This window comes from Winogradskyella ursingii (genome assembly GCF_013403975.1).
Taxonomy (GTDB): domain Bacteria; phylum Bacteroidota; class Bacteroidia; order Flavobacteriales; family Flavobacteriaceae; genus Winogradskyella; species Winogradskyella ursingii.
Genome location: NZ_JABFDH010000003.1, coordinates 357469 through 373226, shown reverse-complemented (window position 1 = coordinate 373226; position 15758 = coordinate 357469). Strand labels below are relative to the sequence as shown.

General features: G+C 35.0%; 15 protein-coding genes. 10 read left to right on the top strand and 5 right to left on the bottom strand.

Annotated elements, in window-relative coordinates; all coding sequences use genetic code 11:
- Positions 1 to 4 precede the first annotated feature (4 nt).
- From HM983_RS09045 to ychF, 5 genes are all read left to right on the top strand, one after another.
- Complete coding sequence (locus HM983_RS09045; protein ID WP_179345093.1) at positions 5 to 358, top strand: 4Fe-4S dicluster domain-containing protein; 354 nt, start codon at positions 5 to 7, stop codon at positions 356 to 358.
- A gap of 602 nt (positions 359 to 960) precedes the next feature.
- On the top strand, positions 961 to 2184 hold the full coding sequence (locus HM983_RS09040) for a permease (protein ID WP_179345092.1): 1224 nt from the start codon (positions 961 to 963) through the stop codon (positions 2182 to 2184).
- Positions 2185 to 2235: 51 nt separating this feature from the next.
- A complete protein-coding gene (locus tag HM983_RS09035) occupies positions 2236 to 2592 on the top strand; it encodes a SpoIIAA family protein (RefSeq protein ID WP_179345091.1) in 357 nt (118 codons plus the stop codon).
- A 135-nt stretch (positions 2593 to 2727) separates the two neighbouring features.
- Positions 2728 to 3438 carry a membrane or secreted protein gene (locus HM983_RS09030; RefSeq protein WP_179345090.1) on the top strand — a complete coding sequence of 237 codons (711 nt, stop codon included), beginning with the start codon at positions 2728 to 2730 and terminating at the stop codon, positions 3436 to 3438.
- A gap of 162 nt (positions 3439 to 3600) precedes the next feature.
- Positions 3601 to 4695 (top strand): redox-regulated ATPase YchF, encoded by a 1095-nt coding sequence (gene ychF, locus HM983_RS09025; RefSeq protein ID WP_179345089.1) that lies wholly within the window; start codon positions 3601 to 3603, stop codon positions 4693 to 4695.
- A 67-nt stretch (positions 4696 to 4762) separates the two neighbouring features.
- On the opposite strand, the gene HM983_RS09020 is transcribed toward ychF, so the two are convergent.
- Positions 4763 to 5599, bottom strand: coding sequence for a phosphatase PAP2 family protein (locus HM983_RS09020; protein ID WP_179345088.1), 837 nt, complete (start codon positions 5597 to 5599; stop codon positions 4763 to 4765).
- Between the two features lie 204 nt (positions 5600 to 5803).
- Here HM983_RS09020 and HM983_RS09015 point away from each other — a divergent pair, with 204 nt between their 5' ends.
- On the top strand, positions 5804 to 7663 hold the full coding sequence (locus HM983_RS09015; RefSeq protein ID WP_179345087.1) for a DNA topoisomerase IV subunit B: 1860 nt from the start codon (positions 5804 to 5806) through the stop codon (positions 7661 to 7663).
- A 115-nt stretch (positions 7664 to 7778) separates the two neighbouring features.
- Positions 7779 to 10475, top strand: a complete 2697-nt coding sequence (locus tag HM983_RS09010; RefSeq protein ID WP_179345086.1) for a DNA gyrase/topoisomerase IV subunit A — start codon at positions 7779 to 7781, stop codon at positions 10473 to 10475.
- Here HM983_RS09010 and HM983_RS09005 read toward each other — a convergent pair.
- From HM983_RS09005 to HM983_RS08995, 3 genes are read right to left on the bottom strand one after another with little or no spacing between them, the layout of a single operon-like run.
- A complete protein-coding gene (locus HM983_RS09005; RefSeq protein WP_179345085.1) occupies positions 10457 to 11257 on the bottom strand; it encodes a TerC family protein in 801 nt (266 codons plus the stop codon). The two genes, HM983_RS09010 and HM983_RS09005, sit on opposite strands and share 19 nt — an antisense overlap.
- Positions 11258 to 11262: 5 nt before the next feature.
- The gene (locus HM983_RS09000; RefSeq protein WP_394366249.1) at positions 11263 to 11652 is read right to left on the bottom strand and encodes a hypothetical protein; all 390 of its coding nucleotides are present in this window, start codon (positions 11650 to 11652) and stop codon (positions 11263 to 11265) included.
- Between the two features lie 37 nt (positions 11653 to 11689).
- Positions 11690 to 12064, bottom strand: coding sequence for a helix-turn-helix domain-containing protein (locus HM983_RS08995; RefSeq protein WP_179345084.1), 375 nt, complete (start codon positions 12062 to 12064; stop codon positions 11690 to 11692).
- Between the two features lie 304 nt (positions 12065 to 12368).
- Here HM983_RS08995 and HM983_RS08990 point away from each other — a divergent pair, with 304 nt between their 5' ends.
- The 3 genes from HM983_RS08990 (at position 12369) to HM983_RS08980 (ending at position 14647) form a co-directional block, all read left to right on the top strand.
- Positions 12369 to 13514 (top strand): M14 family zinc carboxypeptidase, encoded by a 1146-nt coding sequence (locus tag HM983_RS08990; RefSeq protein ID WP_179345083.1) that lies wholly within the window; start codon positions 12369 to 12371, stop codon positions 13512 to 13514.
- A gap of 65 nt (positions 13515 to 13579) precedes the next feature.
- Positions 13580 to 14059, top strand: a complete 480-nt coding sequence (locus tag HM983_RS08985; protein WP_179345082.1) for an Lrp/AsnC family transcriptional regulator — start codon at positions 13580 to 13582, stop codon at positions 14057 to 14059.
- Between the two features lie 72 nt (positions 14060 to 14131).
- Positions 14132 to 14647: a DinB family protein gene (locus HM983_RS08980; protein ID WP_179345081.1), complete on the top strand. Its 516-nt coding sequence runs from the start codon at positions 14132 to 14134 to the stop codon at positions 14645 to 14647.
- Here HM983_RS08980 and aroB read toward each other — a convergent pair.
- Positions 14644 to 15717: a 3-dehydroquinate synthase gene (aroB, locus tag HM983_RS08975; RefSeq protein ID WP_179345080.1), complete on the bottom strand. Its 1074-nt coding sequence runs from the start codon at positions 15715 to 15717 to the stop codon at positions 14644 to 14646. The genes HM983_RS08980 and aroB overlap by 4 nt on opposite strands.
- Positions 15718 to 15758 lie beyond the last annotated feature (41 nt).

Here is a 15758-nt window from a genome sequence, read left to right as displayed (position 1 = left end):
TACTATGGCAATTATAATAACGGACGAATGTATAAACTGCGGAGCATGTGAACCAGAATGTCCAAATACTGCTATCTATGAAGGTGCGGATGACTGGCGCTATAAAGATGGAACCAGTTTAGAAGGCAATGTGGTTTTACCGAGTGGAAAGGAAGTAGATGCGGAAGAGCCTCAAGAGCCTATAAGCGATGAGGTGTATTATATTGCACCAGACAAATGCACAGAATGTGTTGGTTTCCACGAGGAGCCTCAATGTGCTGCGGTTTGCCCTGTGGATTGCTGTGTGCCAGATGAAGATATAGTTGAAACTGAAGAAGAATTATTGGCTAAACAAAAATTTATGCATCCTGAAGGATAGGTATAAGTGACATTTAAAATGAATAATTAAATCCTGAGTCGTTGGCTTGGGATTTTTTTTTTTATCTAATAAGCTGGTTTTGCGATTTGAACATGTCATTTTTATACTCAAAGTAGCGTAAATGATTTTGAGTTGCAGTGCCGCAATTGCTTTCTGATTATATTAATTTCCGAATTATCAGAAAATCTTTTGGTGTTTAACACTTCCACTAATATGTAAAGACTAGCACAATTTTTAGAGTTAAAAGATATTCGGGTTACGGCAATATTATCGTTAATTTATAAATTTCTTGCAGAAATAGAGGTTTTAGCAATTTACAGATATTCATAGATTTTGAAAAGACTTAAACATTTATCTTTTGTAAAGCTGTAAACGTTAAATGATATGTCTATCATCTACCAAATATTGAATGCCGCTGTAATTATGAAATATACCCTTTCAGAAAAAAGGGGTGTAATTGTGAAACTGAAACCGACTTGCATTTTCATTGCGCTATTTATGGAAAAACTGTTTGCTTGACAGAACAGTAATTCTCCATATAAATGTAAACCTTATAGTAAAAGGTTTTGCCATAACTGTAGCGGACAATAAACAAAATTGTGATGGATGATTTTTTGGAACAATGGGGCGAAGCTGCTTATACCACAACAGGGTTTTTCTGGATGGCTCTTTGGGCATTCATATTGGGCTACATTATCAGTAGTATGATACAGATATTTGTAACCGAACAACGGATGCAAAAAACGATGGGTAAGAATGAATCTAAAAGTGTGCTGTTGGGTACGTTTTTCGGGTTTATAAGCAGTTCGTGCAGCTTCGCTGCACTTGCAAGTGCTAAATCTCTATTCAAAAAAGGAGCAAGTTTTGTTTCTTCAATAGCTTTTTTATTGGCATCAACCAATCTGGTAATTGAGCTTGGAATCATCATTTCAATCTTCTTGGGATGGCAGTTTGTTGTTGGCGAATATATTGGAGGTCTCTTACTCGTTCTCATTTGCTGGATCCTCATTCGTGTTATAAATCCCAAAAAACTGATTGAAAAGGCACGGAAAAATCTTGAAGGACAGGATTCTGATGAAATAGACGATTCCAAGGACTGGAAAAAGCAAATACAGAAAGAAGAAAGTTGGGCAAGGGTTGCGAAAAAATATAAGATGGAATGGCAAATGGTCTGGAAAGATGTGACCGTAGGTTTTACCATTGCCGGAATCGTAGCGGCCTTTGTGCCAGATTCATTTTTTCAAACACTATTCATTAACAGTGGTCAAGGAAAAACGGATTTTAGTATTCTTGAAGTTTTGGAACATATCGTTGTAGGGCCAATTGCTGCTTTTTTGACATTTATTGGTTCTATGGGCAACATTCCTTTGGCGGCATTGCTTTTTGGAAAGGGTGTAAGTTTTGCAGGAGTAATGGCTTTTATTTTTAGTGATTTAGTCGTTTTTCCCGTTTTGCGTATCAATGCAAAATATTATGGATGGAAGATGTCGCTATTTATTCTATTTCTACTCTTCACAGCGTTAATCGGAACATCTTTGGCATTGCATTACTCTTTTGACTTGTTAAATATATTGCCGGACCCTTCCCAGGTCAAGATTCAAGATAAAGACCATTTCAAATTGGATTATACGTTCTATCTCAATATAGTTTTCCTCGCCATTTCAGGATATCTTATATACTTGGGTTTTTTTAAAAGGAAGAACATAGCGCATTCAATGAGCGAAATGGCGCCAAAAAGCCCATTACTTGAAAAGATTTTAAAGTACGCTGCATTCATCTGTTATGTATGGCTTACAGGTGGTTTAGTAATAAAGTTTATGCTTTAACATTGCACGATATGTGCATTAAATTAAGTATTAATTATAAAAAGCAAAATTATGATACAACTATTAAATTCAGAAAAAGATAATTTGATTTCAGCAAAAATCAGCGGTAAAATTTCAAAAACTGAAGTTGAAAAAGTCCACAAGCGCATTCACAAAATTTTAATGGAAAATGATAAAGTAGATTTCTTATTTAAAATAGAAGATTTTGACGGCTTTACACTAAAAGGATTTTGGGAAGATATAAAAGTAGATAGTGCACATATTTCAGATTATGGAAAAATAGCATTTGTAGGCGAAAAGAAATGGCAAGAATTTGTTACTAAAGCAACCGATTTTTTCACAAGTTCCGAAGTCAAATATTTTGATTTGGAGGAAAAAGAGAAAGCAATGCTTTGGATTAGGCAGTGATATTTTAAATGAATAAAAAGAAAATAAAAATCAAACAATCTAGGAAGATGTGATTTTTTACTTAATTGTTTTTTAAATTTGAAATACACTTAATTAGGTGTGTAATAAATTGTTACTAATTAAAAAATTGGAATCATGACAAGATTGTTTATTTTACTCGTATTCATTTCTGTATCATTTTTTGTTAATGCACAAAGTGCAATTGGTGCATGGGAAACCATCTCTAAGTCTGAAAATGGAGACCGGATAAAGCAAGTAGCCATTTATGCTAATGATTACTACGCAATTAGTACTTATAATATTACCACTGGAAAATTTTTAAAAACTAAAGGTGGTTCCTGGAATTTAATGGACGATACGATAAATCAAAAAGTTGAATTTAATAGTGACAATTCTGAACTGGTTGGTAGTGCGTCTAGTTTTAAAGTTTCTGTCAAAGAAAATGTATTAGAAATAGAAGGTGAAGACCTAAAATTCAATAGAATTGATAAAGGGGAGCCAGGTGCATTGCAAGGAGCATGGCTTATGTCTGGTAGAATAAGAAATGGAGAAATTCAAAATCGAGATATAGACCGTCCAAGAAAAACAATGAAAATTTTATCTGGTACGCGCTTTCAATGGATCGCGTATAATACTGAAACAAAACAGTTCATGGGAACTGGAGGAGGCACTTACACCACCGATAATGGTGAATATATTGAGAATATCGAATTCTTTTCTAGAGATGACTCTAAGGTAGGTGCGAGTTTGGAGTTTAATTACGAATTGATTGATGGCAATTGGCATCACTCAGGTTTATCTAGTAAAGGTGACCCAATTCATGAGATTTGGACTTTGAGGGACTGAATAGTAATCGTACTATTTTACAATCTTTTAATTCACTCTTATCAAAATCATTTTGAATAAATTATAATTCAACTATTCCACTATTTAGTTACATTTGCATTCTTTTAAAAAAGAAGAATTTAGTTTAATTTAAAGATATTCCCTCTGTCACGGGAAATAGTTATGAAAGCAGGAATTGTAGGATTACCAAATGTAGGAAAATCGACTTTATTTAACTGTCTATCCAATGCAAAAGCGCAAAGTGCTAATTTTCCGTTTTGCACCATAGAACCTAATATTGGAGTGGTTAATGTGCCAGATCCAAGATTGGCAAAATTAGAAGAGTTGGTTAATCCTGAAAAGGTGGTACCGGCAACTGTCGAAATCGTTGATATTGCAGGTCTTGTAAAGGGAGCGAGCAAAGGAGAGGGGTTGGGTAATCAATTTTTGGCCAACATTAGAGAAACCGATGCCATTTTGCATGTACTTCGTTGTTTTGATAATGATAATATCGTCCATGTAGATGGGAACATTAATCCAATTAGAGATAAGGAAACTATCGATATGGAGCTGCAATTGAAAGATTTGGAAACTGCAGAAAAAAAACTTGACAAAGTTAAACGTGCTGCCAAAACAGGAAATAAAGAAGCGCAGAAAGAAGAAGCGGTTTTATTAAAAATCAAGTCTGGCTTAGAAGCAGGAACTTCGGTAAGAGCTTTGGAATTTTCTGATGATGATTACAATGATTACGTGAAGCCAACACAGTTTATTACGGACAAACCAGTAATGTATGTTTGTAATGTAGATGAAGGTGCAGCAACTACTGGTAACGCTTATGTAGAAAAAGTTAGAGCAGCAGTTAAAGATGAAAATGCCGAAGTTTTGGTCTTAGCAGTTGGTACAGAAGCTGATATTAATGAATTGGACGATTACGAAGAGCGCCAAATGTTTTTGTCAGATATTGGTTTGGAAGAACCAGGTTCTGCAAAACTGATTCGTTCCGCATACCAACTTCTAAATCAACAGACCTATTTTACAGCTGGTGTTAAAGAAGTCCGAGCTTGGACGGTGGATATTGGTGCAACTGCACCTCAAGCTGCTGGAGTTATTCATACTGATTTTGAAAAAGGCTTTATTAGAGCTGAAGTAATTGCCTATGACGATTACGTGAGCTTTGGTAGTGAGTCAAAAGTTAAAGAAGCTGGTAAAATGCGAGTTGAAGGTAAAAATTACATCGTTAAGGATGGTGATGTGATGCACTTTTTATTCAACGTTTAATATAAAATGCTTAACGGCTTTGTTTTTTTTAGTCACATTTAATTAGTGTAAATTCTTTCCAATAGGATCAAAACTCATAATTTAAACTTAACGCTTGATAGGTATCTCCAAAGCTAGTTCTTCCCATAACTGGTGAAAGACCAAAGTTGCTTTCGTCTTTTCTTTTGTGAAGTTCTGGAATATAGTAACCAGCAAGGGCACCCAGTCCATATCCTAAAAGCACGTCAGTTAAAAAATGCTGACCAGCTTGGATTCTAAAATAACCAACTGCGGCAGGTAAAATAGCTGCACCTGCCCATACGTAAGGAATTCCCGCAGAATCTGGATTAAAATTCTGGAAGGCTTTTGCAGCAAAAAAGGTAGCTGTAGCAGTTGCCGCAACGTGACCTGAATAAAATGATCGTTGACCATTATTGGAAGTTCTTCGATCAATTGATAAGTCGTCACTGTATACATAGGGACGGCTTCGATTCACCAGACCTACAGTTATGGCATACATAGCACCAGTCGTGGCCATACTTTCTAAGTAAATACCTAATACCTGTGCAGTGTGGTCATTCACTTCATCATCTAACAACAATAGAAAAGGAGCAGCAAAAGAAATTGCAAAAGGGATGTCGCTTATTTTACTTGCACTTTCGGAGTCGTTACCTACGGCCCAACGGTCCAAGAAATTTATATTGTCTTTATTTTCGAGTTCACGTTCAAATTCGTCCATAGTGAGACCATCTTTTTTCTGAATCAATAAAAGTCCACCTGCGCTACCGGCTAAAGCTGCTGTCGTCCAGATGCCATCTTTCGCCCATTTCCATTCGTAAGGTGATACAGATTTCTGCTGTGCATATGAAGAAAAATTTATAGACGCTATAATCGAAAATATAAGTGCAAAATTCAGAATTTTCATATAAAAAAAGTTTTGTTCAAAATTATAAATAACTCCAAAACAAATTAATCTTAACACATAGTTTTATAACTCATTTAACATTCTATGACTGCTCACAGTTATCAATATGTATTGTTAATTACTTTGTACGCTCCGTATTTCATTTTTTGTGGTATAGTCTTATATTAGCCCTTCATCATTATTTTTTACTTATTTATATTTTCTATGGCAGAACAGTCCAATTATACTGAAGACAACATACGCTCACTTGACTGGAAAGAACATATCCGTATGAGGCCAGGTATGTATATTGGTAAGCTGGGTGATGGTTCTTCTCCAGATGATGGTATCTATATTTTGCTTAAGGAAGTACTGGACAATTCTATTGACGAGTATGTCATGGGAGCGGGAAAGACCATTGAAATTTCTATCCATGGCGAACGTGTTATTGTTAGGGATTACGGTCGTGGAATTCCTTTGGGTAAAGTAGTCGATGTCGTTTCTAAAATGAATACTGGTGGAAAGTACGATTCTAAAGCCTTTAAGAAATCGGTAGGTTTAAATGGTGTAGGTACTAAAGCGGTGAATGCGTTATCGTCTTACTTTAGAGTTGAATCGACCCGAGATGGAAAATCGGCTTCAGCAGAATTTGAGCAAGGTAACCTCACGGACCAAGAAATGTTGGATGATACGTCGCGTAGAAAAGGAACAAAAGTGTCATTTGTTCCGGATGATGTTATTTTTAAAAATTATAAATATCGAAGTGAATATGTTGTAAAAATGCTCAAAAACTATGTCTATCTTAATCCAGGGTTGACAATAGTTTTTAATGGTGAAAAATATTATAGTGAAAATGGCTTGAAGGATTTATTATCCGAAAATATCAATGAGTCTGATTTGCTTTACCCAATCATCCATCTTAGAGGAGATGATATTGAAGTTGCATTAACGCATAGTAAAACACAATATAGCGAAGAATACCATTCTTTTGTAAATGGACAGAATACTACACAAGGTGGAACGCATTTATCTGCCTTTAGAGAGGCTTTGGTTAAAACGATTAGAGAATTTTTTGGAAAAAACTATGACGCTTCAGACGTTAGAAAGTCCGTGGTGTCAGCCATTGCTATAAAAGTTATGGAACCCGTTTTTGAAAGTCAGACCAAAACTAAATTGGGCTCTACGGATATGGGTGGTGGCTTGCCAACGGTTCGTACATACATTAATGACTTTGTAAAAACCTACCTAGATAATTATCTTCACAAAAATCCTGATACTGCTGAAAAAATTCAGCGTAAAATTTTGCAGGCAGAACGTGAACGTAAAGAATTGTCTGGGATTAGAAAACTGGCAAAAGATAGAGCTAAAAAGGCCAGTCTTCATAATAAAAAGCTGCGTGATTGTCGCGTACATTTTGGTGATACCAAAAATGAAAGAAATCTAGAAACTACTCTTTTTATCACTGAGGGAGATTCGGCATCAGGTAGTATCACAAAATCACGAGATGTCAATACACAAGCGGTTTTTAGCCTAAAAGGAAAACCTTTGAATTGTTATGGGTTAAGCAAAAAAATTGTTTATGAAAATGAAGAGTTCAACTTGCTTCAAGCTGCTTTAAACATCGAGGAATCCTTAGAAGATTTAAGATACAATAATGTGGTAATCGCTACAGATGCCGACGTTGACGGCATGCACATTAGGTTATTGTTAATTACTTTCTTTTTGCAATTTTTCCCAGAAGTTATAAAGGAAGGACATTTATATATTTTACAAACACCACTATTTAGAGTGCGCAATAAAAAGGAAACCATTTACTGTTATTCTGAAGAAGAACGCAGAAATGCCATTGAAAAACTAAAGCCAAAACCAGAAATCACGAGATTTAAAGGTTTGGGTGAAATTTCGCCAGATGAATTTGTGCATTTTATTGGTGAAGATATTCGTTTAGATCCCGTGATGTTAGATCGGGATATGTCCATCGAAGAATTACTTTCTTTCTATATGGGAAAAAATACACCAACGCGACAAAAATTCATTATCAACAATTTGAAGGTGGAGTTGGATGTGATCGAAGAAGCGAGTTAAGATAATTTCATATCATTATAATTAGGATAGCACACTAAGCACAGCCAAAGTGTCATTTTAAGTTTTTTTATATAATAGAATAGATTTCTGCTAATGCAGGAATGATTAAATAAACATGACAGAAGAAGAAAACGAAGAGTTAGAAAATACAAACAACGAATCTCACCAAGAATCCCAAGAACCCCAGGAAACCATAACCAAGGTTACTGGTATGTACAAAGATTGGTTTTTGGACTATGCCTCTTACGTAATTTTAGAGCGAGCGGTCCCTGCAATTGAGGATGGCTTTAAGCCAGTACAACGACGCATCATGCACTCCATGAAGGATTTAGATGATGGTCGCTACAATAAAGTAGCCAATATTGTTGGACACACGATGCAGTACCATCCACATGGAGATGCTAGTATTGCTGATGCTATGGTGCAAATCGGGCAAAAAGATTTATTAATAGATACCCAAGGAAACTGGGGAAATATTTTAACAGGAGACAGCGCAGCAGCGTCAAGGTATATTGAGGCAAGACTTTCTAAATTTGCTCTAGATGTAGTTTATAATCCAAAAATTACTGAATGGCAAGCCTCTTATGACGGCAGGCGTAAAGAGCCAATCAACTTACCAGTCATGTTTCCATTACTTTTGGCGCAAGGAGGTGAGGGAATCGCAGTCGGACTTTCGACCAAAATATTACCACATAATTTTATTGAATTGATTGATGCTTCTGTTAAGCATCTAAAAGGTAAGCGTTTTACCATTCTACCAGATTTTCCAACAGCAGGTATTGCAGATTTTACCAATTATAATGATGGTTTGCGAGGTGGAAAAGTCAGAGTGCGTGCCAAAATTGCACAGCATGATAAGTCAACCCTTGCAATTACAGAAATTCCTTTTACGACAACGACTTCATCGTTAATTGATTCGATTTTAAAAGCTAACGATAAAGGTAAAATTAAAATAAAGAAAATTGAGGACAATACAGCTGCTAAGGTTGAGATACTGATTCACTTACCTTCGGGATTGTCTCCAGACAAGACAATTGATGCCTTATACGCTTTTACTAATTGTGAAACTTCTATTTCGCCATTAGGTTGTGTCATTGAAGATAATAAACCGCTTTTTGTGGGTGTATCAGAAATGTTACGCAGATCCACGGATAATACAGTTCAATTACTTAAAAGTGAATTAGAAATACGGTTGGGTGAATACGAAGAACAATGGCATTTTGCATCATTGGAGCGTATTTTTATTGAAAACAGAATCTATCGTGATATAGAGGAAGAAGAGACTTGGGATGGCGTTATCAATGCCATAGATAAAGGTCTTCAACCACATATAAAACATCTTAAACGTGCTATTACAGTTGAAGATATTACACGATTAACAGAAATCCGTATCAAGAGAATTTCGAAATTTGATATTGACAAGGCGCAACAAAAGATAGAGGCCTTAGAAGATCAAATTGCTGAAGTAAAACATCATCTAAACAATCTTATTGATTATGCCATAGCTTATTTTGAGCGTTTGAAAAAAGATTATGGTGAAGGCAAAGAACGTAAAACCGAAATCCGAATTTTTGATGACGTTGACGCTACAAAAGTGGTCATTAGAAATACCAAGCTCTATGTCAATAGAGAAGAAGGGTTTGTGGGCACGGCATTAAGACGTGACGAGTATGTTTGTGATTGTAGTGACATTGACGACATCATTTGTTTTACGCAAGAAGGTAAAATGATGGTCACAAAAGTGGATTCCAAAACATTTATCGGTAAGAATATTATTCACGTGGCAGTTTTTAAGAAAAAGGATAAACGCACCATTTATAATATGATTTACAGGGATGGTAAAAAAGGACCATCTTATGTGAAACGTTTTGCGGTGACAAGTATGACGCGTGATAGGGAATACGATCTTACGAACGGTAATAAGGGTTCTGTGGTTTGGTATTTTTCTGCAAACCCCAATGGTGAAGCCGAAGTGGTTACTGTAATGTTGAGACAAGTTGGTAGTGTTAAAAAGCTTAAATGGGACTTGGATTTTGCCGATGTTATAATAAAGGGCAGAAAATCCAAAGGAAACTTGGTTACAAAGCATTCGGTTAAACGCGTTGAACTAAAAGAAAAAGGAGTGTCCACTTTAAAGCCTAGAAAAATTTGGTTTGATGATGCTGTACAACGCTTAAATGTTGACGACAGAGGCGAACTTATTGGAGAGTTTAGAGGAGAGGATCGATTGCTGATAATTACCCAGTCAGGAATAGCTAAGACTATAATTCCAGAATTAACCACCCGTTTTGATGAAGATATGATTATTCTTGAAAAGTGGATTCCTAAAAAACCGATTTCAGCAATTTATTATGATGGGGAAAAAGAGCGTTATTATGTTAAACGATTTTTAATTGAACAAGAGGGTAAGGAAGAGTTGTTTATATCAGATCATTCCGACTCCCAGTTAGAGATAGTTTCAACCGATTGGAGGCCAAGAGCAGAGGTGGAATTTACTAAAGAAAGAGGGAAAGACCGTAAAGAAAACATGGAAGTTGACCTTGAAGATTTTATTGCGATAAAAGGAATTACAGCACTTGGAAATCAGTTAACTAAAGATAAAATAAATCAGGTTAGTTTGTTATCTCCTTTGCCGTATGAAGCACCAGAGGAAACCCCAGCAGATGAAATTGAGGTGGTTGGTGAGGAGACGATTTCAAAAGAGACTAAAGCCGTTAATTCTGATGCATCAAAATCAAATCCATCGAATGAAAAGAATGACTTGGATGAAGATTCAGATATTGATGATAAGGGTCAGGTGACTTTATTCTGATTATTTTTTTTTGTTCTCGTATTCAAAAATTCAACGAATAGAGAAAAAGCAATAGCAAAATATAGGTACCCCTTTGGTATTGCGCCAACACTTTTGCCAAAAAACTCGGTTTCAGCCAAATGAGCTGCTTCAGTAATGAGCATAAATCCAATTAGGATCAAAAAGGCCAGGCCTAAAACCTGCATACTTGGATTGCGATCTATAAACGTTCTTATTTTATTAGCGAAACTAATCATTATAATGATTGAAATAACTACAGCAATAATCATTAATACCAAAGTGTAGTTATGGTTGGGGTGTAGCCCGTTGGTCATACCAACTGCAGTTAGTATCGAATCGATGGAGAATATAAAATCGATTATTAAGATTTGAGTAATGGCTTGGCCTAAGGATTTAATAACTTTAGCTTTAACATTATTTTTGTCATGCGCTGGAGTTTCTACCTTCTCTCTTATTTCAGACGTGCTTTTGTAAATTAAAAACAGTCCGCCAGCCAATAGAATTATGGCCTGCCAACTAATGCCAATGGTGAGCCAATCATTATCAACTGTATAGAATGGCTCGCTTAGTCCAACGAGAAAGGAAACGAAAAACAATAAAATTACACGCTGTAGCATGGCAAACAAGAGACCAATATTTGTCGCCTTGGTGCGTTGATGTTCTGGTAATTTGTTTGCAGCTATTGATATGAACACAATATTATCAATGCCCAAAATTATCTCCAGTAAGGTTAGGGTAACCAAAGCCATTAAGGCGTCTGACGTTAATAAAAAGTCCAACATAATGTTTAGTTAATTTTTCGGGCTACACCTCTTTCAACTTGTAGAGGTTTATTAGCTTTTTTAACGGCTAATTGATATTCAAAGGTATAGGAGTCGTTGGATGTAGAAAGTATTTTCATGTGGATAGCCTCTTTTTCCGACATTGTTTTTGGGTTGATCTTTTTTAAAATGAACTCACAATCATTTATCCAACGAACCGATGAAGAATCTACCTTGCCTTCGTAATAATCAATATTCAAATCGCCTTCACGCGTGAAACGACCAGTTTTTTCCTGCCCATCAATAGTGTAGTCAAATTCAAACGTGCCGTTTTTAAAGTCATTGCAATTACGCTCAACGTTATAACAGCTTAAGCACAAAAAAAGAAGTGAAATGCCAGCGCTAATTCTCATCATTAATTTTTGGCGAAGATAATAAATACGCCAATTATAATTAAGGCTTATAACGTTTAAAACTACCGTTTTTATAAAAAATAATAATGTGTTCTATGTCGGAATCGGGTCCGTGGACTTGATCAGTTTTAATTTGAGGAACCTGATGAGCCTGTGAATCTTGTTTATGTGATTCTGAATTTTTTGGTTGAGACGGAAAATTTCCTTTACCGTTAAGTAGCCAATACAATTCGACTTCCGGATAGGCGTGGAGTACCTTCATTACAAAATCTAAACTAGGCTTATTTCTGCCGGATAAAATATGAGAAATACTAGAGCGCTGAACACCTATTTTTTCAGCAAAACTTGAGGCTGTTTCATCGTAAAAATCTATGACTTTTTGTAGTCTTTTTGTGAATTCCGAAGAGTTTATCATTGTAAACTTGTATTAATAAATAATAGTGCTACAAATGTAAACATTAGTATATTTACAAACTAAATAATTCTTTACATTTTCATTTAATACTTAAAGTAATACTTTTTAAATAAAGTATAAAAGACTGATAGACAGTTTTTAAAATTAAATATAGGTTTTGTAATAAAAATTCTTCAACAGAATCATTTTCGACCAATACTTTCGTTTGGGGTTTTGTATAATTTTGTAACAAATTTACATACAATTTGTTTTTACAAATGTAAAAACCCAAATGATTACATTTGTAACAGATTAAATTTTTGAAATGGATTTAAATTATATTAATACGATTTACAATAGTATAAAAGAGCCGCGATTGCATAGTCGTTATATCACTAATGAGTCGATTGAAAACTGTATAAAAAAATATCCTGAATTAGGAGTTTCTACTTTTGGATATTCAGTTGAAAACAGACCAATTTATAGTTTGAAAATTGGTACTGGAAAAATAAAGGTGTTATTATGGTCGCAAATGCATGGCAATGAATCTACAACTACCAAGGCGTTATTTGACTGTTTTAATTTTTTCGAGACACAAAATGAGTATGCTAATTCCATTTTAAAATCATGTACATTATTGGTAGTTCCTATATTGAACCCAGATGGTGCCGCTCGTTATACGAGGTTAAACGCCAATAATGTAGATTTAAATAGGGACGCCCAAGACTTATCGCAACCAGAAAGTAGGGTTCTTCGAGAAGTTTATAGCAATTTTCAACCTAATTATTGTTTTAATCTACATGGCCAACGCACTATATTTGGTGCTGGAGATACGGGTATTCCTGCAACACTTTCATTTTTGTCTCCTTCGCAAGATGAAAAGCGCTCACTGACGATTAATAGAAAACAGGCAATGGCTATAATTGCGGAAATCAATAAAACTTTGCAGACCCAAACATCGATTGGTTTAGGAAGGTATGACGATAGTTTTAATCTTAACTGTGTTGGAGATACATTTCAGAGTTTCGGTGTACCGACTTTATTATACGAAGCCGGCCATTATAAAAATGATTACGATAGGGAAGAAGTGAGGAGATTCATTTTTGTAGCTCTTCTAAAAGGTTTATTGGTGATTTCGGAAGGTTATGATGTTGAAAAATATGAAGACTATTTCAAAATTCCATCAAATGAAAAGTGTTTTTACGATATCATTGTGAGAAATGCAGTGGTTGATTCTAAAAAAAATGATGTGGCATTTCAGTACGAAGAACGATTGGTGGATGGTAAAATTGATTTTGTTCCGAAAGTGGAAGTCATTTCAGATTTAGATGGTTTTTTTGGTCATAGAGAAATCGATGCAAATGGATTAAAAATCAAATCTTTCAAAAATTCTGAATTAAAAGTTGCTAACGAAATCGATTTCGTTTTAATAAACGATGAAAAAATCGCATTAAAACCTGATTATTCTTAACCTTTGATGATTATTCGTTAATAAAAATGTTCTATTTTTGCATATAGTTTAAAGTTTATACGATTATGGCAAAATTCAAATTAGACGAAATCGATCACCAAATACTTGATATGTTGATTGACAATACGCGAATCCCATTTACGGATATAGCGAAAAAATTGTTGATTTCTGCAGGAACAGTTCACGTAAGAGTGAAGAAGATGGAAGAGGCAGGAATAATAAAGGGTTCTTCCTTAACATTGGATTACAAGAAATTGGGTTATTCCTTTATTGCTTATGTTGGTGTCTTTCTTCAGAATACATCACAGACTAAGTTTGTTTTGGAGCGTATTAATGAAATACCTTATGTTACTGTGGCGCATATTACAACGGGTAAATTTAATGTGTTTTGTAAAATTAGGGCAAAAAACACTATGCATGCCAAAGACATTATATTTATGTTAGACGACATTGAAGGTGTTTACAGAACAGAAACTATGATTTCGCTGGAGGAAAGCCTTAACGATAAAAAGCGTTTGATGCACACCATTTTTAACGAACTATAAAGGTGTTAAGTTATAATTTAAGCCTTCAGTAATCTTTACTGAGGGCTTTTTTAATTTAAAATCTATTAGGTTATGATTTCAGAACAGTTGAGCAACGATGAATACAATCAGTACTATAAAATGTACATTGATAAAGCATCAAACAAAGATATAATTGTTGGTTTACAGAAAAATTTAGAATCGGTTATGTCTTTCTATTCTAATATCCCTGTTGCAAAACATGAATTTTCGTATGCTGCTGGAAAATGGACAGTAAAGGAAATTTTACTTCACATAATAGATACCGAACGTATATTTTCATATAGGGCGTTACGCATTGCAAGAGGAGATACAACACCAATGCCAGGCTTTAATCAAGATAGTTATGTAGATCATTATGAGATTAAAAGGAGGACAATGGAAGATTTATTGAAGGAATATAAGGCTGTAAGACAAGCTACAATTGCTTTATTTAGCCATATAAGCGAAAGTAGATTGAAGCTGATAGGTGAGGCGAGTGGTTCACCAATTTCTCCAAGAGCGATTGGCTATATTATTACGGGGCACGAAAATCACCATAATGATGTGATTAGGGAGCGTTATCTTTAGAAGTTAGAGTAGTAATTAAAAGCTTCGACAATGAGTTCGTTGTTTGCGGTGCAATTTATTTTTGGCTGGGCAATAGCTTCTAATAAAACAAAGTATATTTTGCCGTGACTGTTTTTTTTGTCGTGTTTTAGTAATTCAATAATTACTTTTTGATCTTCTTTTGAAATTTCAACTTTTGAAAACGTTTTAGAAATACCTTCAGTAATTTTTTTTAATGTTTGCTCATTCAGCCCGCAAACTTTAACTGAAAGGTAGCTTTCTAAGATCATACCTGCAGCAATAGCTTCGCCATGAAGCAAAGGTTGTCTATCTGCATGTTCCAAGAAATAGCTTTCTATAGCGTGCCCAAGTGTATGTCCAAAATTGAGAATTTTTCTCAATCCTTTTTCAGTTGGATCTTCTGTAACCACACTGTTTTTTATAACGACAGAATCATAAATCAACTTGTCTAAATGAGATATATCCAATGCTTCAAGATGAGTAAGTGTGTCCCAATAGTTTTCGTCAAAGATTAAACCGTGTTTTAGCATTTCAGCAAAACCTGAAATCATATGATTTTGAGGAAGAGTATCTAAAAATGACGTATCAATACCCACCATTTTGCCTTCATTAATAACACCCACTTGATTTTTTAAGCCACCCAAATCCACTCCTGTTTTTCCTCCAATAGATGCGTCTACCATAGCCAGTAGAGATGTTGGTATATTGATATAATCAATACCTCTCATATAGGTAGAAGCTACGAAGCCGCCTAAATCCGTAACAACACCACCACCAAGATTTATAAGTAAACTATTGCGGTCTGCGCCATATTCAGATAAGGCCTCCCAGACTCCCATGCAGATATCTATTGTTTTATGTTCCTCGCCTTCTGGCATTTCCATGACTTCAACGACTATTTCACCTGATTCTAACTGTTGTAAAAAATATGGTAAACAATACTCATGCGTATTGGTATCTACCAATATGAATATTATAGACGGTTTTATAGAATTTATATAAGAATTGACTTGTGTATAAAGGTTGCCATTAAAATACACAACTGAATTTTTGGTGCTAATAGACTGCATTGAAAATAAATGTTATTTGAGGTGTGAAAATACTTAGTTTT

Excerpts from the sequence above, each read along its gene's own strand:
- ychF (WP_179345089.1), top strand. The coding sequence starts at position 3,601 with ATGAAAGCAGGAATTGTAGGATTACCAAATGTAGGAAAATCGACTTTA.
- HM983_RS08980 (WP_179345081.1), top strand. The coding sequence starts at position 14,132 with ATGATTTCAGAACAGTTGAGCAACGATGAATACAATCAGTACTATAAA.
- HM983_RS09040 (WP_179345092.1), top strand. The coding sequence starts at position 961 with ATGGATGATTTTTTGGAACAATGGGGCGAAGCTGCTTATACCACAACA.
- HM983_RS09005 (WP_179345085.1), bottom strand. The coding sequence starts at position 11,257 with ATGTTGGACTTTTTATTAACGTCAGACGCCTTAATGGCTTTGGTTACC.
- aroB (WP_179345080.1), bottom strand. The coding sequence starts at position 15,717 with ATGCAGTCTATTAGCACCAAAAATTCAGTTGTGTATTTTAATGGCAAC.
- HM983_RS09020 (WP_179345088.1), bottom strand. The coding sequence starts at position 5,599 with ATGAAAATTCTGAATTTTGCACTTATATTTTCGATTATAGCGTCTATA.
- HM983_RS09010 (WP_179345086.1), top strand. The coding sequence starts at position 7,779 with ATGACAGAAGAAGAAAACGAAGAGTTAGAAAATACAAACAACGAATCT.
- HM983_RS09030 (WP_179345090.1), top strand. The coding sequence starts at position 2,728 with ATGACAAGATTGTTTATTTTACTCGTATTCATTTCTGTATCATTTTTT.
- HM983_RS08990 (WP_179345083.1), top strand. The coding sequence starts at position 12,369 with ATGGATTTAAATTATATTAATACGATTTACAATAGTATAAAAGAGCCG.
- HM983_RS09000 (WP_394366249.1), bottom strand. The coding sequence starts at position 11,652 with ATGATGAGAATTAGCGCTGGCATTTCACTTCTTTTTTTGTGCTTAAGC.
- HM983_RS08995 (WP_179345084.1), bottom strand. The coding sequence starts at position 12,064 with ATGATAAACTCTTCGGAATTCACAAAAAGACTACAAAAAGTCATAGAT.
- HM983_RS09015 (WP_179345087.1), top strand. The coding sequence starts at position 5,804 with ATGGCAGAACAGTCCAATTATACTGAAGACAACATACGCTCACTTGAC.
- HM983_RS09045 (WP_179345093.1), top strand. The coding sequence starts at position 5 with ATGGCAATTATAATAACGGACGAATGTATAAACTGCGGAGCATGTGAA.
- HM983_RS09035 (WP_179345091.1), top strand. The coding sequence starts at position 2,236 with ATGATACAACTATTAAATTCAGAAAAAGATAATTTGATTTCAGCAAAA.
- HM983_RS08985 (WP_179345082.1), top strand. The coding sequence starts at position 13,580 with ATGGCAAAATTCAAATTAGACGAAATCGATCACCAAATACTTGATATG.